The organism is Kribbella shirazensis (assembly GCF_011761605.1).
GTDB classification, from domain to species: Bacteria; Actinomycetota; Actinomycetes; order Propionibacteriales; family Kribbellaceae; genus Kribbella; species Kribbella shirazensis.
Map to the genome: position 1 here is coordinate 1683146 of NZ_JAASRO010000001.1, position 22223 is coordinate 1705368.

The 22223-nt window shown below is 69.3% G+C and carries 22 protein-coding genes and 1 pseudogene; 14 read left to right on the forward strand and 9 right to left on the reverse strand.

Annotated elements, in window-relative coordinates:
• The first annotated feature begins 39 nt into the window (after positions 1 to 39).
• Entirely contained in the window at positions 40 to 582 is a 543-nt protein-coding gene (locus tag BJY22_RS08255; protein ID WP_337758370.1) for a GNAT family N-acetyltransferase, read from the forward strand.
• The gene (locus tag BJY22_RS08260) at positions 579 to 1235 is read left to right on the forward strand and encodes a cupin domain-containing protein (RefSeq protein WP_167204976.1); all 657 of its coding nucleotides are present in this window, start codon (positions 579 to 581) and stop codon (positions 1233 to 1235) included. The genes BJY22_RS08255 and BJY22_RS08260 overlap by 4 nt, the downstream gene beginning before the upstream one ends.
• Here BJY22_RS08260 and ptsP read toward each other — a convergent pair.
• The 5 genes and pseudogenes from ptsP to BJY22_RS08280 form a co-directional block, all read right to left on the reverse strand.
• Complete coding sequence (gene ptsP / locus BJY22_RS08265; protein ID WP_337759828.1) at positions 1214 to 3070, reverse strand: phosphoenolpyruvate--protein phosphotransferase; 1857 nt, start codon at positions 3068 to 3070, stop codon at positions 1214 to 1216. The genes BJY22_RS08260 and ptsP overlap by 22 nt on opposite strands.
• Positions 3071 to 3118: 48 nt before the next feature.
• Positions 3119 to 3529, reverse strand: a pseudogene (gene dhaM, locus BJY22_RS42865) (dihydroxyacetone kinase phosphoryl donor subunit DhaM); the annotation flags it as partial.
• Positions 3526 to 4146, reverse strand: a complete 621-nt coding sequence (gene dhaL, locus BJY22_RS08270; protein ID WP_167218019.1) for a dihydroxyacetone kinase subunit DhaL — start codon at positions 4144 to 4146, stop codon at positions 3526 to 3528. The gene dhaL and the pseudogene dhaM, both read right to left, overlap by 4 nt.
• A 2-nt stretch (positions 4147 to 4148) precedes the next feature.
• A complete protein-coding gene (gene dhaK / locus BJY22_RS08275) occupies positions 4149 to 5153 on the reverse strand; it encodes a dihydroxyacetone kinase subunit DhaK (protein ID WP_167204980.1) in 1005 nt (334 codons plus the stop codon).
• Positions 5154 to 5201: 48 nt separating this feature from the next.
• A complete protein-coding gene (locus tag BJY22_RS08280; protein WP_167204982.1) occupies positions 5202 to 5762 on the reverse strand; it encodes an RNA polymerase sigma factor in 561 nt (186 codons plus the stop codon).
• Positions 5763 to 5823: 61 nt separating this feature from the next.
• Between BJY22_RS08280 and BJY22_RS08285 the strand changes: the two genes are divergently transcribed.
• Positions 5824 to 7380, forward strand: coding sequence for a serine/threonine-protein kinase (locus BJY22_RS08285; protein WP_167204985.1), 1557 nt, complete (start codon positions 5824 to 5826; stop codon positions 7378 to 7380).
• Positions 7381 to 7533: 153 nt separating this feature from the next.
• On the opposite strand, the gene BJY22_RS08290 is transcribed toward BJY22_RS08285, so the two are convergent.
• Together BJY22_RS08290 and BJY22_RS08295 are read right to left on the reverse strand one after the other, a co-directional pair.
• Complete coding sequence (locus tag BJY22_RS08290; protein ID WP_167204987.1) at positions 7534 to 8250, reverse strand: hypothetical protein; 717 nt, start codon at positions 8248 to 8250, stop codon at positions 7534 to 7536.
• Between the two features lie 87 nt (positions 8251 to 8337).
• The gene (locus BJY22_RS08295) at positions 8338 to 9057 is read right to left on the reverse strand and encodes a hypothetical protein (RefSeq protein WP_167204989.1); all 720 of its coding nucleotides are present in this window, start codon (positions 9055 to 9057) and stop codon (positions 8338 to 8340) included.
• A gap of 292 nt (positions 9058 to 9349) precedes the next feature.
• Here BJY22_RS08295 and BJY22_RS08300 point away from each other — a divergent pair, with 292 nt between their 5' ends.
• The 4 genes from BJY22_RS08300 (at position 9350) to BJY22_RS08315 (ending at position 13472) form a co-directional block, all read left to right on the forward strand.
• On the forward strand, positions 9350 to 10639 hold the full coding sequence (locus BJY22_RS08300) for an ABC transporter substrate-binding protein (protein ID WP_167204990.1): 1290 nt from the start codon (positions 9350 to 9352) through the stop codon (positions 10637 to 10639).
• Positions 10636 to 11565, forward strand: a complete 930-nt coding sequence (locus BJY22_RS41470; RefSeq protein WP_167204992.1) for an ABC transporter permease subunit — start codon at positions 10636 to 10638, stop codon at positions 11563 to 11565. Before BJY22_RS08300 ends, BJY22_RS41470 begins: the two co-directional genes overlap by 4 nt.
• Positions 11562 to 12383: a carbohydrate ABC transporter permease gene (locus BJY22_RS08310; protein ID WP_167204994.1), complete on the forward strand. Its 822-nt coding sequence runs from the start codon at positions 11562 to 11564 to the stop codon at positions 12381 to 12383. Before BJY22_RS41470 ends, BJY22_RS08310 begins: the two co-directional genes overlap by 4 nt.
• 372 nt (positions 12384 to 12755) lie before the next feature.
• A complete protein-coding gene (locus BJY22_RS08315; protein WP_238350316.1) occupies positions 12756 to 13472 on the forward strand; it encodes a hypothetical protein in 717 nt (238 codons plus the stop codon).
• Here BJY22_RS08315 and BJY22_RS41475 read toward each other — a convergent pair.
• Positions 13456 to 13608, reverse strand: a complete 153-nt coding sequence (locus tag BJY22_RS41475; RefSeq protein WP_337758372.1) for an NADAR domain-containing protein — start codon at positions 13606 to 13608, stop codon at positions 13456 to 13458. The two genes, BJY22_RS08315 and BJY22_RS41475, sit on opposite strands and share 17 nt — an antisense overlap.
• Positions 13609 to 13664: 56 nt before the next feature.
• On the reverse strand, positions 13665 to 15077 hold the full coding sequence (locus BJY22_RS08325) for a family 43 glycosylhydrolase (RefSeq protein WP_167204998.1): 1413 nt from the start codon (positions 15075 to 15077) through the stop codon (positions 13665 to 13667).
• Positions 15078 to 15220: 143 nt separating this feature from the next.
• Here BJY22_RS08325 and BJY22_RS08330 point away from each other — a divergent pair, with 143 nt between their 5' ends.
• From BJY22_RS08330 to BJY22_RS08365, 7 genes are all read left to right on the forward strand, one after another.
• Positions 15221 to 15445: a hypothetical protein gene (locus BJY22_RS08330; protein WP_167205000.1), complete on the forward strand. Its 225-nt coding sequence runs from the start codon at positions 15221 to 15223 to the stop codon at positions 15443 to 15445.
• 25 nt (positions 15446 to 15470) lie between these two features.
• Complete coding sequence (locus BJY22_RS08335) at positions 15471 to 18113, forward strand: patatin-like phospholipase domain-containing protein (RefSeq protein WP_167205001.1); 2643 nt, start codon at positions 15471 to 15473, stop codon at positions 18111 to 18113.
• A 46-nt stretch (positions 18114 to 18159) separates the two neighbouring features.
• Positions 18160 to 18801 (forward strand): excalibur calcium-binding domain-containing protein, encoded by a 642-nt coding sequence (locus tag BJY22_RS08345; RefSeq protein ID WP_238350317.1) that lies wholly within the window; start codon positions 18160 to 18162, stop codon positions 18799 to 18801.
• Between the two features lie 289 nt (positions 18802 to 19090).
• Complete coding sequence (locus BJY22_RS40980) at positions 19091 to 19324, forward strand: hypothetical protein (RefSeq protein WP_202891032.1); 234 nt, start codon at positions 19091 to 19093, stop codon at positions 19322 to 19324.
• A 142-nt stretch (positions 19325 to 19466) separates the two neighbouring features.
• Positions 19467 to 20810 (forward strand): FGGY-family carbohydrate kinase, encoded by a 1344-nt coding sequence (locus tag BJY22_RS42870; RefSeq protein ID WP_167205003.1) that lies wholly within the window; start codon positions 19467 to 19469, stop codon positions 20808 to 20810.
• Complete coding sequence (locus BJY22_RS08360) at positions 20807 to 21424, forward strand: histidine phosphatase family protein (RefSeq protein ID WP_167205005.1); 618 nt, start codon at positions 20807 to 20809, stop codon at positions 21422 to 21424. The genes BJY22_RS42870 and BJY22_RS08360 overlap by 4 nt, the downstream gene beginning before the upstream one ends.
• Positions 21421 to 22221 (forward strand): DeoR/GlpR family DNA-binding transcription regulator, encoded by an 801-nt coding sequence (locus tag BJY22_RS08365; protein ID WP_167205008.1) that lies wholly within the window; start codon positions 21421 to 21423, stop codon positions 22219 to 22221. Before BJY22_RS08360 ends, BJY22_RS08365 begins: the two co-directional genes overlap by 4 nt.
• Positions 22222 to 22223: the final 2 nt, after the last annotated feature.

Here is a 22223-nt window from a genome sequence, read left to right on the forward strand (position 1 = left end):
GCGTGGCGGTTCGCGTGACGCCTCAACTAGCCTGTGGGCGTGGAGGCTGTGTTGCGGTTGGCTGTGATGGCGGACGGGCCTGCGGTGGCCGAGTTGGCCCGGGCATCGGTGGAGGTGCTGTTTCCGGCGTACTACGACGCGGAACAGACTGCCAGCGCTGCGAAGCACATCACCACGCTGGACACCGCTCTGATCGACGACGGCACCTACTACGTGCTGGAGGCGGACGGGGAGGTCGTCGCCTGCGGTGGGTGGAGCCGGCGGAACAAGCTGTTCAACGCGAGTACGGCGGGCGCTGACGAGCGGCTCCTGGACCCGGCCACCGAGCCGGCGCGGATCCGCGCGATGTTCGTCCGGGCGGACTGGACCCGGCGTGGACTCGGGCGGGCGATCCTGACCGCGTGTACCGAGGCCGCCCGCGCGGAGGGGTTCACCCGGCTCGCACTGATGGCGACGCTGCCCGGCGTGCCGCTCTACAAGGCCTTCGGCTTCACCGAGGTGGAGCCCGCCCAGCTACCGATGCCCGACGGCACCCTGCTCGACGGCGTCGCGATGGAACGACCGATAGAGGAGAGGGCATGACCGCAGGTACTACTGTCACCGCACCGGACGGGACCGAGGTCGTACTCGGCGAGATCGGGACCCGGGTGCTGCTGAAGAACTCGCGGGTCCGGGTCTGGGAGGTGTCGCTGCAGCCCGGTGAGGCGCAGGGTTGGCACCTGCACCACAACCCGTACGTCGTCCTGTGCCTGTCGACGTCGCCGTGCCACATGGACTGGCTGGACGGCAGCCCCGCACGTCACCTGAACGAGACCGTCGGCGGCTCGGTCTACCGCCCGGTGTCGCCGGTCCACATGCTCACCAACGACGGCGACGCGCTGTACCTCAACCGCCTCATCGAGGTGCTCGACCTGGGCGAGGAAGCCTCCGGCGACCCGTACTTCGTCGTCTCGGGTGTCCCTGCGAAGTCCGGCTTCGAGCAGGCCGGTGAGATCCCCGCGAAGGTAGTCGTCGACGAGGACGACGTCCGCGTCCAGCACGTGACGCCGGAGGCAGGTGAGTCGTACACGTGGCACACCGGTGCCTACCCGGCCCTGGTGGTGGACCTGGACCTGGAGCACCCCGACGTGACCTACCTCGAGCCCGGCGAGTCCTACACGCTCCCGGCGAAGCAGGAGCGCACCTCCGGCTTCAACCTCGTCGAGTTGCGCTACTACAGCAAGCCACGCACCTGATCCGCGTCCCGAGCAGCTAGCACTGCGGCAGTGTCGACCTGTCCGAGGTCGGCCTGCCGCAGCCGGGCCTTGACCAGCGGCACCTGCGGTCCGACGGCACTCAGCTCAGTCACACCGAGAGCAGCCAGCAGTACGGCGGCCTGCGGGTCGCTGGCCAGGTCACCGCAGACGGCGACGCGTACGCCGGCGTTGCGCACCACATGGTCGATCAGCTGCAGTACGGCGGGATCGAGACCGTCAGCGAGCGGGGCGACCGCGGCGTTGGTGCGATCGGCGGCGGTCGTGTACTGCGTGAGGTCGTTGGTGCCGATGCTGACGAAGTCGAGGTCCTTCGCGAGCGTGCCGACGCGGAGTGCGGCGGCGGGGACCTCCACCATGATGCCGACCTCGAGACCGTGCCGCGGGCCGAGCGCGTCCAGCGCCCACGCGACCTCGTCGGCGGTCGTCACCATCGGGAACATCACGTGCACCGGCGTCTCGGCCGCCGTACGCCGGATCGCCTCGAGCTGATCGCGGAGCAGCTCGGGACGACGGCGGAAGACGCGCAGGCCGCGCTCGCCGAGGAACGGGTTCGCTTCCTTGTCCTGCGGGAGGAACGCGAGCGGCTTGTCGCCGCCGACGTCCCACGTCCGGATCGTGATCGGCTTGTTGCCGAGGGCCCGCGCGATCGCCCGGAACGCCTCGACCTGCTCGTCCACGGAGGGCGCCGTACGCCGGTCCCCGAAGAGCACCTCGGTCCGCACCAGCCCGGACCCGTCCGCGCCCCGCGCGTCCACGGCATCCTGGACGACGCCCACGTTCACCAGCACGTCGACCGTCCGGCCGTCGCGGGTGGTCGCGGGCTGCTCCGCCTCCTCCAGCGCCCGGCGCCGCTCACCGACCCGCTCTGCGATCGTCGCGCGCACGACCTGCTCGTCCGGCGCGATCTCGAACGACCCCGTCCGCGCATCGAACGCGACAGTCGTCCCCGCCGGCACCTCGACGTCCCCGATCCCGGTGATCAACGGAATTCCCCGCGACCGGGCCACGATCACGCCGTGTCCGGTGGTGCCGGCGGCCCGTACGGCGATCCCGGCGACCCGCGTCGCGTCGAGGGTGGCCGCGGTGGCCGCATCCAGCTCGGGTACGACGAGAATCCCGTCGACCGGCGTTTCCGTCGCCGACGTTCCGGTCAACTGACGGAGGACCCGGTCGCGGACCGCGCGGACGTCCTGGGCGCGTTCGCGCTGGTAGGCGTCGTCGAGTGCCTCGAAGGTTGTGGCGAGGGCGTCGTACGCCTCCCTCCAGGCAGCGGGCGCCGGCGTCCCGGCCGAGATCGCGGCACGGACCTCCTCGAGCAGCTTCCGGTCGCCGACCATGGCGAGGTGCGCCTCGAAGATCCCGCCGTGCTCCGCGCTGCCGTCCCGCAGTACCCGAAGCTCGTCGCCCGCGGCCCGGAGCGCATCGTCCAGCCGTCCGAGTTCGTTGTCGCTGGCAACGTACTCGCTCAGGTCCACCGCATCCCCGGCCAGTACGGCCGGTCCGATCGCGACATCCAGTCCGGAACCGCCAGGCGCCGGAGCAGCCTTCTCCACCGGCTCGTCGCCGAAGTTCTCGGCCGCCAGCTTTTCGATCGCCGCCAGCGCCTCAGCCGCCTGGGGACCGCTCGCACCCACCCGCAACCGGTGTCCCTGCTGGGCGTTCAGCGTCGCGACCATGCTCAGGCTGCCCGCATCGACCGGTCCACGGCCGGTGTCGAGATCGGTGAGCGTGACCGTGGCGTCGAACCCGTTCACCAACCCCACCAGCCGAGCAGCGGGCCGAGCGTGTAGTCCGTGCTCGTTACCCACGACCACGTCCGCGGTGCGATCGGCCTCGGCAACCGGTGCAGTGTCAGCAACCGTCGTGCCGCCGAGGTGGTCCTGTTTGCCGATCAGACCGCGCTCAGCCTCGGCGGCAACAGCGTCCAGCGAAGCACCGGTCGACGCGGTGACCACCGCGGCGACCAGGCCCTCCACCAGAGGGGCGCTCGTCAGCCGCACCCGCGCGGCCACCTCGGGATCAACGAACTCCAGCGCCATCTCCGCACTCAGCACCGCGCTACCCAGATCGAGCAGCACGAGGACGCCGTCCGCGCTGTCCGCCGTCGTGATCGCCTCCGAGACCGCCATCGCATCGGTCCCGAACGTCGTCGCGTCCAGCCCGGCCGCCACCGCGACCACCGGACGCTTGTCCTCGGCAACCATCTCCGCGGCGAGCCCGACCGCCGCCTCAGCCAGGGCCCGGCTGTGCGACACCACCACGATCCCGATCATGGGAGAGTTCGGGCCGCCGACTCCAGGATCAGCGTCGTACTGGTCGCGCCGGGGTCCTGATGCCCGGCGCTGCGGTCACCCAGGTAGCTCGCGCGGCCCTTCCGCGCGACCAGCGGGATCGTCGCGTCCCGTCCCTTCGCGGCGGCCTCCGCCGCCGCGCCGAGCGCTGTACCGAGATCGGCCCCGTCCGCGACCGCGGCGTCGTACGCGTCGAGGGCTGGTGCCCAGGCGTCGTACATCGTCTTGTCGCCGAGCTCGGCCTTGCCGCGGGCAAGGACTCCCTCGACCCCGGCGTGCAGCGCCTTACCGAGCGTCTCGGGCGTCAGGTCGGCCCCCGCCAGCGCGGTGCCGAACCGCAGGAAGAACGTCCCGTACAACGGCCCGCTCGCCCCGCCGACCTTGCTGACCAGCGTCATCCCGGCCTTCTTCAGCAGGTCGTCGGCGCTGTCGAACGTCGTCTCGTCCAGCAGCCCGACGACCGCCTGGAACCCGCGATCCATGTTCGCGCCGTGATCGGCGTCGCCGATCGCCGAGTCCAGCTCGGTCAGGTACGCCGCGTTCTCGTGCAGCGAGCCGGCGGTGTCACGCAGCCAGTTGACGAAGGAATCGACTCCCATGCTCACGCACCCCAGCGTAGGCCGGGGGTGTTCACCGGGGCGTCCCAGAGACGTACCAGTTCGTCGTCCACCTTCAGCAGGGTGACCGAGCAGCCGGCCATCTCGAGCGACGTGATGTAGTTGCCGACCAGTGAACGCGCGACAGTGATTCCGGCGCGGTCGAGGAGCTGGGCGACCTCGTTGTACATCAGGTACAGCTCGATCAGCGGCGTACCGCCCATACCGTTGACGAACGCGATCACCGCATCGCCTTGCTGGTAAGGAAGATCGGACACCACCGGGTCGACGAGCATCCCGGCGATCTCTCGCGCCGGGGCCAGCGGCAACCGTTGCCGGCCGGGCTCGCCGTGGATGCCGATGCCGACCTCCATCTCGTTCTCGGCCAGCTCGAACGTCGGCTTGCCCGCGGCCGGCACCGTGCACGACGTCAGCGCCATACCCATGCTGCGGCCGTTCTCGTTGACCCGCTTCGCCAGGTCCGCGACCTCCTGCAGCGGGCGGCCCTCCTCGGCGGCCGCGCCGACGATCTTCTCCAGCAGCACGGTCACGCCGACACCGCGGCGGCCGGCGGTGTAGAGGCTGTCCTGGACGGCGACGTCGTCGTTCGTCACCACCGACAGCACCTCGGTGCCGGCGTCGGCGGCGGCCAGTTCGGCGGCCATCTCGAAGTTCATCACGTCGCCGGTGTAGTTCTTCACGATGTGCAGGACGCCGGCCCCGGCGTCGACCGCCTTGGTCGCGGCCATCATCTGGTCCGGCACCGGGGAGGTGAACACCTCACCCGCGCAGGCCGCGTCGAGCATCCCGAGCCCGACGAACCCGCCGTGCATCGGCTCGTGCCCCGATCCGCCGCCGGAGATCAGTCCGACCTTCCCGGGTCTCGGAGCGTCCTTGCGGTACACGATCCGGTTCTCCAGATCCACCCGCAGCCGGTCCGGATGCGCCGCCGCCATCCCGCGGAGCGCCTCACTCACAACATCACCAGGGTCGTTGATGAGCTTCTTCATGCCCCCCATCTGAGCACACCCGGGCCGCCTACGGGAGGGGGCTCGAATTCAGTCTTTCGGGCGGAGGAGGGGGCGGACGACCTCGCGGGCGTCGTGGATGCGGGATTTGACGGTGCCGAGTGGAGCGCCGACCTCTTTGGCGATCTCCTCGTAGGACAGGCCGTAGACGTCCCGCAGTACCAGCGGAGTGACCATCTGCGGGCGGTCGCGCTCCAGCGTCTCCAGCGCCTCCAGCAGGTCCAGGCGGGTGCCGGCGATCACGCTGGTGGTGCGCGGGTCGGGCTTCTCCATCTGGTCGGGGTTGTGCGCGGCCTGGGCCGAGCGCTTCAGCTTGCGGTACGTCGAGCGGGCGGAGTTGGCGGCGACGGAGTGGACCCAGGTGGAGAAGCTGCTGCGGCCGGAGTACGTGTTGATCTTGGTGGCGATGTTCAGCAGCGCCTCCTGAGCGGCGTCCTCCGCGTCCGCGGAGTACGGCAGGACGCTGCGACAGATCCGCAGCACGCGCGGATACACCTGCCGCAGCAGGTCGTCCATCGCGTTCTTGTCGCCCGCCTGCGCCTGCTCCGCGAGGGTGGCAAGGTCGTCGGCCGGGCTGCTGCTATCGCTCATCTGCGCCTTTGCTCTCGATCGGCCCCGGTGAGGGACACTCCAATGACCCATAATGCCCTGTATGGGGGTCCCAACCAGACTCGGTCGGTACGTCGTGCGCCGACGCCTGGGCGCGGGTGGTTTCGCCACGGTGTGGCTGGCTCATGACGAGCAGCTGGACGCCGAGGTGGCGATCAAGGTGCTCGCCGACAACTGGGGGCACGACGACTCGGTCCGGCAGCGGTTCCTCGAGGAGGGCCGGTTCCTGCGCCGCGTCGAGTCCGAGCACGTCGTCCAGGTGCACGACGTCGGCGAGCTCGAGGACGGCAGGCCGTTCCTGGTGCTCACGTACGCCGACCGCGGCACGCTGGCCGACCGCCTGAAGGACAAGCCGCTACCGCTGCCCGAGGCCGTCGACGTGATCGTCCAGGTCGGCCGCGGCCTGCAGGCGCTGCACCGGCGCGGCCTGCTGCACCGCGACGTGAAGCCGGCGAACGTGCTGTTCCGCAGCACCGACGATGGCGAGCGGGCGGTCCTGTCCGACCTCGGGCTGGGCAAGTCGCTCGACGAGATCTCCCGCATCACGATGCCCGGCGGCACTCCGTCGTACGTCGCCCCGGAACAGGCGCTCGGCGAGCGGCTGGACCAGCGCGCCGACCAGTACTCGCTGGGCGCGGTCGCGTACGCCGCTCTGACCGGACGCTCCCCGCACCAGGTCGACGGCCTCGGGGCGGCCGGCCGGGTCAAGGTGGCGCCGCCGCCGAGCTCGCTCGGGTTCGACCTTCCGGAGCAGGTCGACGCCGCGATCGTCCGCGCCCTCGACCCGGACCGCGAGAAGCGCTGGGCCGACGTGCAGTCCTTCACCAAACAGCTGGTGGGCGCGCTCGACGAGACCACCCACAGCTTCTCGGCGTCCGCCCGCGAGACGGTGACGGTCGGCTCGGCCGATCTGGACGCGAAGACCGCGCTCAGCGACGAGAACCAGCCGACGAGCGTGAAGCCCGCCGAGCCGTCGGTGCCGTCGGCGACCGGGTCCGCGGACGCCGAGACGGTGGCGGTCGAGTCCGCACCCACCGAGGCTCCCACCGAGGCTCCCGCGGAGCCGGCCACGCGTCCGCGGAAGAAGCGGCGTGGGCGTTGGGCGGTCGCGGCCCTGCTGGCGCTGCTGGTCGGCGGTGGCGCCGGGTACGCCGGCCAGTGGTACCTGTCGGGCCGCGAGGTGGTCGCCGTCGCGCAGGGCGGGTTCCAGGTCGAGCTGCCGCGGGCCTGGGCGCAGTCGATGGCCAGATCGGTCTGGAACGTGCCAGGCAGCGACGCCGGCACCCCCGCCTTCCGGGTCAGCAAGGATGCCGACTGGTCGGGGCGCACTCCGGGTGTGTTCATCGGGGTGTCCAAAACGAAGCTGGCGGTGCCGACCAGTACCCACTGCGCGACCGTCGGTACGCCGAACACGAACACAGGCGGTGAACGGATCTTCACGGACCGGATTTCCACGGGATGCTTCGGTGCGGATATCGTGCTGCTCCAGCGGGTCGTCGACTACGGGGACGAAGGCTCGTTGCTCGTTCAGGTGGTTGTGCCCGGATCGAACCCGATCCGCGCCACCGAGATCGCCGACACGGTGAAGTACAACGACTAGGAAGTCCCCATGCGTTTTCCGACGGAGCGGCTCCGGCCGTCGCCGGCGCTGATCCAGTCCGTACGCCGCAGGTTCTACCGCCTCCGCTCCACCATCTTCCGCACCATCTGGCCGGTGGACTGACCCTCAATCAACGGTCAGCCGCGTGGAACCTCAGACCTGACTGTCGCGCCGCTCGACACTGTCGCTGGCGTGGTCCAGCACATCCATCAGAGCGTCCTTGTCCTGCGGAAGCCCGGTAGAACTCATCTCCACCGCACAGTTGCCACTCTCGTCCGCAACCCAACGCACGACGACGTACCGGAGGATGCCCTGCGGTGAGAGCTCCTCGTCCGGCACGTAGGTATAGGTCAGAGTGGCGTGCTTCTCCTGAACGTCCTGCGCGAGGATCTTCACCATCTGAGCGGCCGAGATGCCCGCGAGCTGCTTGAGCCGGGCCGCCAGGGAGTCGGCGGGCGGCCGCGTGATGGTGAACCCGGCTTCGATCCGGATCCAGCGCTTCTTCGTCCGGTCGGTGAACCGGCCGCTCTTCGGCGGGTCCTGCTTCGTGTACGCCCAGTCCGACGGCACCCGGACCGAGATCCGGGACCTGAGCATGTCCGTCACCGTGAAGGTCCGGGTCGTGTAGCGCAGGTCGTCGGTCTCCAGCGCCGGCGAGTCGTCGTAGGTGACCTTGCGCGGCGGCACGGTGGGTGTCTGCGTGGTCGGCGTACCCAGGATGGATCCCACCGGCAGCGGCGCGGCCGTGCCGGCCAGGCTCGGCTCCTCGGTGAGGAACAGGCCGGCTCCGTAGCCGCCGGCGCCCCCCGCCCCGGCGAGCGTCAGCAGACCGGCGCCGAGCATCGTGCGCCTGGTCAGCGTTCTCGCCATGCCCCACCTCCCCAGGTCTACCTATCAGAAGACACCTGAGCTCCCGCTCAGGTTGCGGCAGCCAGATAACGATTCCGTGAAAAGGGGTCAGCCGACCTCGCTGACGGAGGTGGAGGCCCGCTCGAGGACCTCGTTGAGGCCGTCGGCGTCCTGCGGCAAGCCGGTGATGCTCATCTCCGCGGTGGTGAGCTGGCCGTTGATCGCGATCCAGCGGACGATCACGTAGCGCAGTGTCTCGCCGGGGATGTAGGTGTAGACGAGCGTCGCGACCGACCGGGGCTCGCCGTCGTTGCCGGTGATCACCTCGGTGTCCTGCCTGAGGATGCGGACATCGTTCTGCGGCGCCTGACTCTTCTTCAGTTCGACGATCAGCTGGTGCATCTCGGCCTCAGGGGTCTTGCCGGCGGGCTCCACCGCCTCGACCCGGACGGCGCGCTCCTCGAGCTTGTCCAGGTACTTCACCTCGGCGGGCGCCTTCGGATTCTTCTTCAGCCGCCAGCCCTGCGGTACTTCGACGGACAACCGGACGGACCGCTCGTCCTTCGGCGTCACGGTGAAGCTGCGCTCGGCGTACTCCAGGCCGGTCTCGAGTGGTTCGAGGTTGTTCGGGCTCGGGGTCTTCACCGGCAGCGACGGCGAGGTCGGGGTTCCGGACGGGGTGGGGGACGGGGACACCTCACCGAGGGGAGCCGCGGCTCCGGTGGTGGTCTGTCGTGGGGCGTCCACGTAATCGCCGACGTAGTACCCGCCGCCGACGCCGAGCGCCAAGGCCAGCAACAGCAGACCGGCCAGGAGGACTCGTTTCACGCGTGCACCGGTCCGCAGGTCGGCGCGCCGGGACCGCCGGGCAGCGGTACGACGTACGTCGTCCCGGCCGGAGCTGGGCAGGCGGTTACGGGCACGTAACCCATCTTCTCAGGCGAGGCAGGCAGGGGCGCAAAACCGCGGCGCAGCCCTTTTCACACCGACTCCGACTGAATCCTTTCAATGAGGTCTTGACAGCCTCCCGGGCCGTCCGTAGCGTCCCGCGTGTCGAAAGTAACACGATCTTGCGTTTACTTCACAGTCTTGGCCGGTATTTCGGCGCTCAGGAGGAACCATGACACTCGATCGATCCGTCAGTCGTCGGCGGCTCCTGCAGTTGGTCGGAGGCGCCACGGTCACCGCCACCGTGGCCGGCTCCCTGTCGGCCTGTGGCGGAGACGGCGGCTCGTCGTCGTCCGGCGGCACGCTGAAGGTGATCGGCGTCGGCGACCAGGAGGCCGGCCTGCGGAAGGTGCTCGACGCGTACAAGGCGTCGCACTCGGGATTCGACTTCAACCTGTCGTTCGCGCCCGCGGACCAGGTGCAGACCGCGCTCCGCACGCAGCTCGGCGGCGGCAACGCGCCCGACGTCCATGTCGTGTACCCGGGCAACGGCAGCGCGATGTCGATGGCCCAGCTGGGCAAGGCCGGGCTGCTCACCGACCTCAGCAGCCAGTCCTGGACGCAGAAGGTCCCGGCCGGGTTCAAGGGCGCCTTCCAGCACGACGGCAAGACGTACATCTTCTCGCCCGGCTCCAGCATGCTCGGCGCGATCTACAACAAGAAGGCGTTCGCGACCGCCGGCGTCGAGCCGCCGACCACCTGGTCGGAGCTGCTGGCGGTCTGCGACAAGCTGAAGAAGAAGGGCATCGTGCCGATCGCCGTCGGCGCGCAGACCCCGTGGATCACCCAGCTGATCCCGTACGCGCTGGTCCCGGGCACGGTCTACGCCAAGACGCCCGACTTCGACGACAAGATGAGTGCCGGCCAGGCCTCGTTCGCGGACTCCGGCTGGGCCGACGCGATGGACAAGTACCTCGAGCTGCAGAAGAAGGGCTTCTTCAACGACAACCCGAACGGTACGACGTACGAGCAGGCCACCTCGATGGTCGGCACCGGCAAGGCCGCGATGGCGGTCCAGGTGTCCGCGGTGCTGTCCGCGTTCCGGGCCGCGGCGCCGTCGCCGGACGACCTGTCGATGTTCCCGTTCCCGGCCACGGACGTTGCCGCCGACAACTGGATCCCGGCCGGCGTGGTGGTCGGGATCGCGGTGAGCGCGAAGAGCAAGCAGGCTGATCAGGCGAAGTCGTTCCTCGACTACTGCGGTCAGCAGGAGAACCTGAACACCTGGGCCGAGGCCGTCTCCTGCGTTCCGCTGTACGGCGACGCGAAGGTCGATCCCGCGCTGACCTCGTTCCTGCCGAACCTGAAGGCGAACAAGGCGGTCCCGTTCATGGACCAGCGCTGGCCGAACGCCGAAGTACAGCCGACCCACTTCGCCGTCGTACAGCAGCTGCTCGGCGGGAAGACCACGGTGCAGGACGCCCTGAAGAAGATGGACGAGGCCTACCGGAAGGGCGCGTGACGGCCTCGGTGGCCGCGGCCCGGCCGGAGGTCGCGCGGCGGACCCGGCGGCGCGGCGGGATCGTGCCGCCGTGGTGGTTCGCGGTGCCGGCGATCCTGGTCTACGCCCTGGTGGTGCTGTACCCGAGCATCGCCGGCGCGGGGTCGGCGTTCACGGACTGGTCGGGGATCGGCGAGGCCAAGTCGTTTGTGGGCGCGGACAACTTCAAGCAACTGCTGCGCGACGACCAGGCGCTCGGGGCGCTGCGCAACACGCTGCTGTTGACGGTCGCGATCGTCGTGGTGCAGAACGCGCTCGGGTTGCTGCTCGCCCTCGGCGTCCACACCGGGATCAAGAGCCGGCTGATGTTGCGGCTGGTGTTCTTCGCACCGGTCGTGGTGAGTCCGGTGATGGTGTCGTTCCTGTGGAAGTTCGTCTACAACCCGGCGCCGGACGCGGGACTGAACGCGGCGCTGGGCGCGGTCGGGCTCGGGTCGCTGCGCCAGGACTGGCTGGGCAACCCGTCGATCGCACTGTGGTCGGTCGCGTTCACGGTGATCTGGCAGTGCGCCGGGTACTCGATGGTGATCTTCCTGGCCGGGCTCGAAGGGGTCCCGGCCGAGTTGCACGAGTCCGCGATGGTGGACGGCGCCGGGACGGTCGCGCGCTTCCGGCATATCACCTGGCCGCTGCTCGCCCCGGCCGTCACCATCAACGTGATGCTCTCGACGGTCGGCGGGCTGACGTTGTTCACCCAGATCATCGCGATGACGAACGGCGGACCGGGGTACGCCACGGACACGTTGTCGACGGTGCTGTACAAGCAGGCGTTCGTGTTCGGGAAGTTCGGGTACAGCACTGCGGTCGCGCTGGTCCTGGCGGTCTTCGTCGCGGCGGTGTCGTTCCTGCAGATCGGATACCTGAGGTCGAGGGAGACGACGGCATGAAGTACCGTCCGCGGACGTTCCTGCTCGAGCTGGTCATGATCGCCGTCGCGGTCGGGTTCCTCTTCCCGGTGTACGTCCTGGTGACGTTGGCGTTCAAGGATCAGCAGCAGATCGCGAACGAGCCGTTGTCGCTGCCGTCACCGCCGAGCGTGAGCAGCTTCGGCGAGGCGTGGCGCTCGGCCGGACTCGACTCGGCGTTGCTGAACAGCACCCTGATCACCGTCGCGAGCGTGCTGTTGCTGATCGCGCTCGGCTCGCTGGCGGCGTATTTCCTGGCCCGTACGGCGACCCGGTTGAGCTACAGCCTCTACATCCTGTTCCTGGTCGGGATCATCCTGCCGTTCCAACTCGGGATGATCCCGCTGTACCAACTGGTCGACGACCTCGGGCTGCTCGGGACGTACCAAGGGATGATCCTGTTCTATACAGGGATCCAGCTTCCGTTCACGGTCTTCCTCTACACCGGATTCATCCGCTCGCTGCCGGCCGACTACACGAACGCCGCGCTGATCGACGGCGCGTCGCACCTGCAGGCCTTCGCGCACGTGATCTTCCCGCTGCTCCGGCCGATCACGGGCACGGTCCTGATCCTCAACGCCGTACAGATCTGGAACGACTTCTTCACGCCGCTGCTCTATCTCGGCGGTTCAGGGCACGAAACCGTGCCGGTCCGGGTGTTCGCGTTCGTCAACCAATACACGTCGAACTACGGCCTCGTGGCCGCCGGACTGATCCTCGCGGCACTCCCCATCCTGCTGCTGTTCCTCTTCCTCCAGCGCTACGTGATCCGCGGATTCGCCTCCGGCCTGAAGGGATGACCCCCGAGGTACCCACGGACAGGAGGTAGACATCCACCGCCGCCGACCGCACGCGGAGCAGCCGACCGGGTCACCGGGCAATGGGCCTACACGTCCTGTCGATCGGCACCATCCCGGCGCCGTACGGCAGCTGGACAGGTAGTGCGCTGCGAGACGATGTACACGTTCACGCGGTGACGCGGGAGTGCACTACACAGCCGCGCGACACGTCCTGTCGAGCTGCAGATCACTGCGTCGCACGGGGCCGCTGACTGCACTGGGTTGCCCTCGCGGCGATGCACACTGGACCGCACAGTCGAACAGAGGGGGAGCGGGATGGTACGTCGTTGGTTGGCCGGCGTTCTGGCTGTCGGGACGATGTTGGGTGGGGTCGTGGTGCTCGGTAGTGCGCCGGCTGAGGCGCGCGCCGTGGCGGTCGCGGACACGTTGCTTCCGGGACAGAAGCTGATGTCCGGTCAGTACATCCGGTCGCGGAGCGGGGTCTTCACGCTGATCATGCAGCCGCGTGGTGATGTGAAGCTGTTCCAGCGCGGGGTGTCGTTGCCGTTGTGGAGCTCCGGCACCTGGCGCCCCGGCTCCGTGCTGGTGATGGGTACGGAGGGCACGCTGCAGATCATCTACGGCCGGACGAAGGTCTGGTCGATGGGTATCAGGAGCGCCGGCGCCAAGCTGGTGCTACCGGACAATGGGAACCTGGCGATCTACAACACCCGCGGCAAGGCGGTCTGGAACCGGCACATGGTCATCGGCACGCTGATGCCGCAGAGCAAGCTGCACGCGCCGGACCCGGCCGGGCGCGAAGTGATCATGTACTCCGTCAACCGGGTCTACACGCTCAAGTTCCTGACCACCGGCAACCTGGTGCTGTACAAGAACGGCACCAGCGCCCTGTGGAGCACCGGCGTGAAGAACACCTGGCCGGAGTCGTACGGCTGGGTCGGCCCGAACGGCGCGTTCTACACCGTGAACAAGGACGGCGACATCACCTGGTTCTACGAGACCCGCCGCGACGGCAGCGTCCTCCAACTCCGCGACGACGGCCACCTCGTCATGATCAACGGCCGAACCGTCGTCAAGACGTTCCACTGAGACGATCACGCGCCTCCATCAGCGCGAAGCCGAGCAGGTTGAGACCCCGCCGAGCGGTGGGGTCCACCGCTCGCGGGTCGTCGGCCGCCAGACCAATGCCCCAGACTCGATCGAGCGGACTGGCCTCCACCAGCACCCGCCTGCCGAGGTGATCAGCTGGTGGAGTTCTTCGCGGTTCACCGCGACAGAGTGTCAGTAGACCTCGATCCGGTCCAGGCTGATCACCGCGCTGGTGGAGGCTGGGTTCTTGTCGCCGGTTACGCGCACACGCAGGGTGTGCTGGCCGGCAGGCAAGGTCGGGGTGACGTACATCAGTTGCTCGCCCACGCGGATCGAGCTGTAGTAGTCGATGCGTTGTTCGGGGCCGCCGTCGACCGAGATGGCGGCGATCCCGTTGCCCTTGTCGGCCACGCTCAGCAATGCCGCGCGGCTGCCGGTGAAGGTGATGGTCGCGGTCGCGTTGGGCTCCCAGCTCCAGTGGTCGTTGCCCCAGAAGCACTGGTTGCCGCAGCCGGAGCCAGAGCTCCACGCGCCGGTGTAGGTGACCGCGGCGTCGGTGTCGTTGATCCAGTAGTTCGACGAGCCCGGGTCACCCGACGGCAGGTTCTGCGTGGCGCCGGCCGCGAGCGGGCTGCCGAGGTTCGGCGTACCGTCCGCGTTCCAGTCGATCTTCTGTGCACGTGTCGTGCGGAACGAGTACGTGTAGGTGCTGGTGTTCTTGCCGTGGTACGCGATCCAGTCCTGCGTCCCGTCGGGTGACTTGAAGAACGAGTGGTGCCCCGGACCCCACACACCGGTCGTGTCGTTGCGGGAGAAGATCGGGCCGGGGTGCTGCACCCAGTTCGACGCGACCATCGGGTCGGCGCCGTTCGCGATGCTCTTCATCCACAGCTGGTAGTCCGGCTTGCCGGTGTCGCAGGTCGAGTAGGTCAGGAACGTGCGCGTCGCGCCGTACAGCGGGGTCGGCCCCTCACGGACCTCGGTGCAACCGCCGTCCGCCGGGATCGCGACGCGGCCGCCGGTCGCCGTCCACGGGTTGCTCATCCGGACGATGTACAGCTGCGCCGGTCCGCCCTGACCGCGGCCCGGGCCGGTCCAGACGAAGTACTGCTGCCCGTTGACCGTGATCGGCTCGCCGTCGATCGCGTACTCGCCGAAGTCCGCGATCTTCGCCTTGAACGTGTACGGCCCGAGCGGGTCGTCGCCGGCCGACTCGAGGACGTACATCCGGTGGTTGGCGTCCACACCGTCGGAGGCCGTGTAGTAGATGTACCAACGGTTTCCGACGTGCCGGAACGCGGGTGCCCACATCTGCGTGTTGCGGCTCGGGTCGGAGTCCCGCCACACCACCTGTTCCGGTTGCACGAGCAGCGTCGCCAGGCTGGTCGACGACCAGATCCCGATCCGGTCGCCGCGGGTGGTCGCGACGTAGTACTTGCCGTTGTAGAACATCAGCGACGGATCGGCCGACGGATTCACCGGGTTGCGGAACGTCTGGGACGTCACTGCCATCTCCTGCGGCTCGGCTGCTGGGGCGGTCGACGCCAGTACGCCGGTGAGCAGTACGGCGGCCATCGTGATCAGGGCGGCACGGAAGAACCTCATGACACACCTCTCGAAACCTGGGGGGCGGACCGGTCTCGCCTTCGGTTGTACCGTCTCTTTACCATCGTTGTAAACGGTTCACACCAGGATCGAACGATCCGCCCTCCCGGAACCCCGCGCCGGGGTGCGGCGTCGTACCGCACATGAAGCTCAAGGTGCGGGTCGTGCACTACCGGCACGACTGCTGGTACGCCGACATCGACGACGCCGACGACCGGCAGCCGGACGACCCCTTCTGGTACGCAGACTGCCGCACGCAGGCCGAGGCGATCGCCCTCGCCTGCTCGCAGCTCGCTGCCCTCGACCAGCACCTCGCCGCAGGCACCTCCCTGCACCGCATCAGCGAGACGCAGACCCAGGTCGCGTAGACCCGAGGCCCGGCATGATGGGGCGATGCTCGGGGAATCGGACGGCACCAGGGGCGCGGCCACGATCGAGCAGGTCGGTCGGCGCCGGACCTTCACCAGGACCCTCCAACTCGCCATCGTGCTCGCGATCGTGCAGGTGCCGATGCGTGCCGCGGTCCACGACGCGGCGGGCTCGCCACTCGACTGCGAGGTACCAGGCCGGCTGTCGATCCTCGTCGACGCTGCCTTCGCGACGGCCTACGTCTACGCGGCGTACCGCGCGTACAAGTACGTCAAGTTCCTGAACCACCAGTCCTGGCCGCGGGCCGCCGCCGCCGGGTCGTGGGTCGTCCTCGTCGCCGCGCTGCTGGACGGCCTCGAGGGCCTCCGCCTCTGGAGCGACTTCGGATCCGCCCCGTGCGCGGACCTCTCCGCGGGATGGCTCACCTGGCTGATGCGTGCCGTGTGGCTGGCCGGCGCGCTGATGCTCGCGGTCAGCCTGCTCGCGTCGAGCCGCTTCGGTCAGCAGACCTGGTACGGCGTACAGCCGACACCGCCCGCGACGTTCCGGCGATCGAAGCGCGACGACAAGGACGCCGGCCGGCTCGTCATCACCTGCTCCGGCGGCGGGATCCGCTCGGCGTCGTTCTGCCTCGGCGCGCTGCAGTTGCTCTGCGACCGCGGCCTGTACGACAAGGCGTCGACCGTGATCGGCGTGAGCGGCGGCGGCTACATGGCGGCCGCCTTCCATGTACTGCGTCGTACCTGCACCGACCCGTTCTCGCCCGGATCACCCGAGCTGGCGCGGCTGCGCCGCCAGACCCGCTACCTGCTGTCCGGCGGCCGCGCGATGTTCCGCGCCGCGTTGTCGGTGCTCTTCGGCCTGATCGTGAACCTGTTGCTGATCGGCATCGTGCTGCGGGCGGTCGCGTGGGTGCTCGGCTGGTTCCTCGCCGACCAGAAGGTGATCACGCCCGACCTCCAGGTGGACTGGCTGCCGAACGATTCCTGGTCCTTCGTCGGCATGTCCGTGACGCTGGTCGCGGTAAGCGCGCTGATGTTCCTGATCGAGAAGGTCTGGGACCGCTGGGCGCGGATGCCGGACGTCGTCCGCACCATCCTCACCACGGTCGGCAACGTGACGTTGCGGTACGGCGTACCGGTCGCCGTCCTGCTGCTCGGTGTCCCCGGAGGCCTTTATCTGCTGGGAAAGATCCCCGATGACTCGGCCGACCAGCCCAGCCTCCCGTCCCTGCTGCTGGCGTTGGTCGATCCAACGAAACAAGGGGTCGCGTCGTTCGGCGCGCTGGTCGTCGTGCTGATCGGGCTCGGCAAGTCGGTGTGGAACGGGCTGACCGTCGAGGGCAAGGCGGCGACCGGGTTGCGCGCGCGGCTGCTGGTGTTCGCCCGGACCAAGCTCGCGCCGTGGGCGGGCAGCACCGTCATCGTGATCGCCGCGGTCATCGCGCTGCTGCGCTGGACGGGCGGGTACGCGACCGACACGACGTACCAGAAGGACTGGAACGTCGCGCTGGTCCTGGTCGCGATCGCCCTCGCCATCAAGGTGCTCACCGACGCGAACCGGACCTCGCTGCACTCCTTCTACCGCGAGCGGCTGTCGCGCGCGTTCCTGGTGAAGCGGCAGGACAACGGCGCCGCGGTCGCCCTCGACTACCACCTGCGGCTGCGGTACTCGGACTGGGCGAAGCCGAACGACGGCGGCCCGCAGCTCGTCATCGCCGGCGTCGCGAACGTGGACGATCCGGACTTCGTGCCGACGCAGCGCGACTGCGTGCCGTTCGTCTTCGACCCCGCGCAGATCGGCATCGTCGGGGACCGGTCGCTGCCGGACGGCGGGCAGCGCGAGACGGCCGACTACGAGCGCGAGGCCGACGTACTCAAGCGTGAGGTCACGGTGCCGGCGGCGATGGCGATCAGCGGGGCCGCGTTCAGTCCGCTGACCGGGCGGGTGAACGAGCGGACGCGGCCGGTGCGGCTGCTGCTCGCCGTCCTCAACGCGCGCCTCGGCGTGTGGCTGCCGAACCCGTACTGGAACAACCGCGGCGAGCCGTCGTTCCCGGACCGGCACGGGTTCGTCCCGAAGCTCCGGCGGTACGTCGGCAGCGTGATCGACAAGCCCGGTCCGTACCGGCTGCTGCACGAGGCGGTCGGGTCGCCGTCGATGTACGAGCGCCGGATCTACGTCACCGACGGCGGGCACTACGACAACCTCGGCCTGGTCGAGGCGCTCCGCCGCAAGCCCGCGCAGGTGATCGTGATCGACGCGTCGAACGACGCCGAGGACCGGTTCACCGCGCTCGCCGAGGCGATCGCGACGGCCCGGATGGACCACGGCATCGAGGTGAACATCGACCCGTCGCCGATGATCCGCGGCACCAAGCCGCGCGCCGACCGCGCCTGGGCCTACGGCATCGCCACCCACCCGCTCGAGGACGACGAGGAGAAGCCGTACAAGACCGAGATCTTCTTCGTGAAGGCCGTCCTGGCCGGCCAGCTCGACTGGGACCTCGAGCAGTACGCCGCCGAACACACCGACTTCCCCCGCCGCACCACCGGCGACCAGTTCTACGACGAATGGGACTTCGAGGCCTACCGCTCCCTCGGCCACACCCTCACCCGGTCCCTCGTCGACCACCACCGCGTCGACGACCGACTGAGCAGTCTGTAACGCATCGTCACGGTGAACGGATGTACCCCCGAGGGGGGAACTCACCATGGCAACTTTCAACTCACCGCCGGGCTGGCCGGCACCACCGACAACCGACTGGCGTCCACCGCCCGGATGGCAACCGGACCCGTCCTGGCCGGCTCCACCACCCGGCTGGGCGTTCTGGCTGAACCCGCGTGGGCGGCGGGCGCGCGGGCCGTACGGGCGTTACGGCGCCGAGCCGCCCGTGAAACTGGTGGCCGCATGGGCCGCCGGCGCGATCGCGTTCCTCGTGATCGTGGGGGCGATCGGCGAGAGCAACACACCGACGGCCGTGTCATCGGCCCCGGCCGCGGAGGTCACGGCGCCCGGACCGACGACAACCGTGACCGTTCCCGGCCCGGCCGTCACGGTGCAGCAGACCGTTCCAGGTCCGACGGCAACGGTGACGCAGGCCCCGTTGCCTGCGCGCACGGTGACCGTCCCGGCGCCGCGGAGCAGCACCACAACCACTCGGACCACAGCGCCGGTGCCACTGGTGCGGAAGACCGCAACCGCAGCGCCGAAGCAGACGAGCGCTCCGGAGACCACCGTGTACTACGCCAACTGCACAGCCGTCCGCGCCGCGGGGAAGGCGCCGTTGCACCGCGGTGATCCCGGGTACGGCGGGCACCTCGACCGTGACGACGACGGTGTGGCCTGCGAGTAGTCCACACGGTTGCTTGTGGATAACTCTGGTGGGCTGTGGATAGGTGGGCAGTTGCTGTGGACAACTGTGGGGGTCGGTTGTGGATGGGGCGGCAGATGCTGGTGCGGATGCACATGCAGTCCGGCAGGTGAGAGGACCGTTGCCGGGGCGCGGTTTCGATGGTGGGATGGTCGCCGTACGCCGGGTGAAACTTTACGAAGATTTAGCCGTGACATCCGGCGTGCCGGAATCGTTGATCCGTCAGACAGTTCACCCGTCAGTGGATCGCTGGGGACGCCGGAGGACCGCCATGCACAAGTTCAACCCGCCACCCGACTGGCCCGAGCCGCCGAGTGACAGCTGGCGGCCGCCGGTCGGCTGGACGCCGGATCCGGCCTGGCCCGAGGCGCCCGCGGGCTGGCGGTTCTGGCTCGGTCGCACCGGCCGCCGCAGTAGCGGCCCGATCGGGGCGTACGGCGCCGTCGACGCCGGCCGCCTCGAGCTGGCCACGGTCGACCCGGCCCTGGTGCTGATGCACTCCTGATCGACAGTCGTACCCGGGCTCCCGCAGGCTGACCAGCGTGCGGGAGCCGTTTCGTGTCCAGCTCCGGCCAGGGGTGGCGCGTTCTTATCGTCTTCTGGTGTTATGTTATCAATGTAGATAACACGCATTTGGGAGGCGCTTCGTGGGCTGGATCGGGCTCGACCTCGGCACGCAAAGTGTGCGGGCCGTGCTGGCCGATGCCAAGGGGCGCGTGCTGTCCCGTGCAACGCGCCCGCTCAGCAGCCACCGTGACGGCGTACGGCACGAGCAGAACCCGCAGTCCTGGCTGACCGCCGTCGACGCCGTCCTCGCCGACGTCGGAGCCGCCGAGCTCGAGGGCATCGCGATCTGCTCGACCTCCGGCACCTTCCTGCTGACCGACCGGTCCGGCCGCCCCGTCACCACGGCCTTGATGTACGACGACGCGCGCGCGGCCGCCCGTCGCGACCAGATCGTGGACGCCGATCCGGATCGCTGGGCGACGAGCATGCAACCCACCTGGGCACTCCCGAAGATCCTCGATCTCGACCTCACCGATCGGCGGGTCGTCCACAGCGCCGACTTCGTCGCGGCCCACCTCGTCGGCCACCCGGTCGCGACCGACACCAGCCACGCGCTCAAGACGGGCTACGACCTGGTCGCCGAATCCTGGCCGGCCGCGGCCTTCGACAAACTCGGCCTGCCGCTCGCCGCGTTCCCCGAGGTCGTCCGCCCCGGCGCCGAGCTCGGCCGCACGCCGCAGGGCGTCCCCGTCTACGCCGGGATGACCGACGGCTGCGCCGCGCAGATCGCCGCCGGCGCCCTCACTCCCGGCGCGTGGAACTCGGTCCTCGGTACGACGCTCGTCCTGAAAGGTGTCAGCGACGACCTCATCACTGATCCCACCGGCGCCGTCTACAGCCATCGCCACCCCGACGGCGGCTGGCTGCCGGGCGGCGCGTCCAGCACCGGCGCCGGCCTACTCACCGAGCTGCTGCCGAACGCCGACCTCGACGCTCTCGATCACGCGGCCCGCGCGCTGGGCCCGGTCGACGCGGTGACCTATCCGCTCACCAAGACCGGCGAGCGATTCCCGTTCGTCGCTCCGCAGGCCGAGCGCTTCACCCTCGGGGACACCCCTGACGACCTGCACGCGTACGCCGCCGTGCTCCAAGGCGTTGCCTTCATCGAGCGGCTCGCGTTCGAGCACCTGGAGGCGCTCGGCGCCGACCCGGTCCGATCCGTGTCGCTCACCGGCGGGGCGACCCGCAGCGGCTACTGGAACCAGCTCCGCGCCGACGTTCTCGGCGTGCCGGTAGAGCTTCCGGCCGTGCCGGATCCGGCGTACGGCATGGCGGTGCTCGCCGCCTCCGGTGGGGCCGACCTCACCGGTACGGCGCAGCGGATGGTCCGCGTGGATCGCGTGCTCGAGCCGGGCGACCGGCCGCTCGACGACCTGTACGGCGCTTTCGTCGCCGAACTCGACCGACGGGGGTACCGCGGATGAGGACCACGATCGTGCTGGCCCGTCATGGGCGGACCGCCTGGCACCACGGCAACCGGTACACCGGTTCCACCGACCTTCCGATCGACGAGGTCGGCGTACGGCAGGCGCAACAGCTGAAGGAATGGGCCGATGGCTACGCGCCGGACGCGTTGTGGGCGTCGCCGATGCTGCGCGCGCGGCAGACGATCACCCCGGCCGCGGAAGCGCTCGGCCTGACGCCGACGCTGGACGCAAGGCTGCGCGAGGTCGACTTCGGTGCCGCCGAGGGGAAGATGCTGAGCGAACTGCCGCCCGCGGTGGCGAAGGCGTTCGAGCTCGACCCGGTCCGGGACCATCTCCCCGACGGCGAGGATCCCGTCGAGGCGGCCGACCGGGTGCGCGAGGTGTTCGACGAGATCGGTCAGCGGCATCAGGGGCAGAAGGTCCTGGTCGTCGCCCACAACACGCTCATCCGGCTGCTCGTGTGCAGGGTGCTCGGCCTGCGGCTGAACGACTACCGCAGACTGCTACCTGCGCTCGGTCCCGCGGCGCTGGTGCGATTCCGGTGGCAGGACGGCACAGTGGGTCTCGAGGCGTACAACGTTCCTCCTCTGCGTTTGGAGACCCTGGGATGACAACGGATGTCGACGGCGACACCACCGAACTGAGCCGGCCCGCGCGCCGCCAGGCCGAGATCGCGGCGTACGTCGTGAAACACGGCTCGGTCTCGGCGAACGACCTGGTCGAGGCGTTCGGCGTGAGCGTGATGACGGTGCACCGCGACCTGGACGAGCTCGAGCGGCAGGGCGTGGTGCGCAAGTACCGCGGCGGTGTCAGCGCGCAGCCGACCAGCGTGTTCGAGAGCAACGTCGCGTACCGGCTGAACACCGCGCACGCGGAGAAGGCCGCGATCGCCCGGCATGCGCGGGCGATGATCGAGCCGGGGATGTCGGTGATGCTCGACGACTCGACCAGTGCGCTGGCCCTGGTCGACCTGTTCGAGGACATCACACCGTTGACCGTGGCAACGAACTTCCTGCCGGCCATCACCAAGCTGGCGCAGTTGCGCGACATCACGCTGCTGGCGCTCGGCGGGATCTACTCGGCGACCCACGACTCGTTCGGCGGGATGCCGTGCGCGGAGGCCGTCGAGGCGCTGCACACCGACCTGCTGTTCTGCTCGGTGTCCGCGGTGTCGTCGACGCACGCCTTCCACCAGGAGGAGGAGATCGTCCTGGTGAAGCGGGCCATGCTGCGCTCGGCAAGGACCAAGGTGCTGCTGGTCGACCACGCCAAACTGCAGCGCACCGCCCTGCACCGGCTCGCTCCACTGACCGACTTCGACGTGGTGATCGTCGACGAGAAGACCCCGAAGAACCTGATCGACCCACTGCGCGACCACGGCGCGACCGTGGAGGTCGCCGAACTATGAAC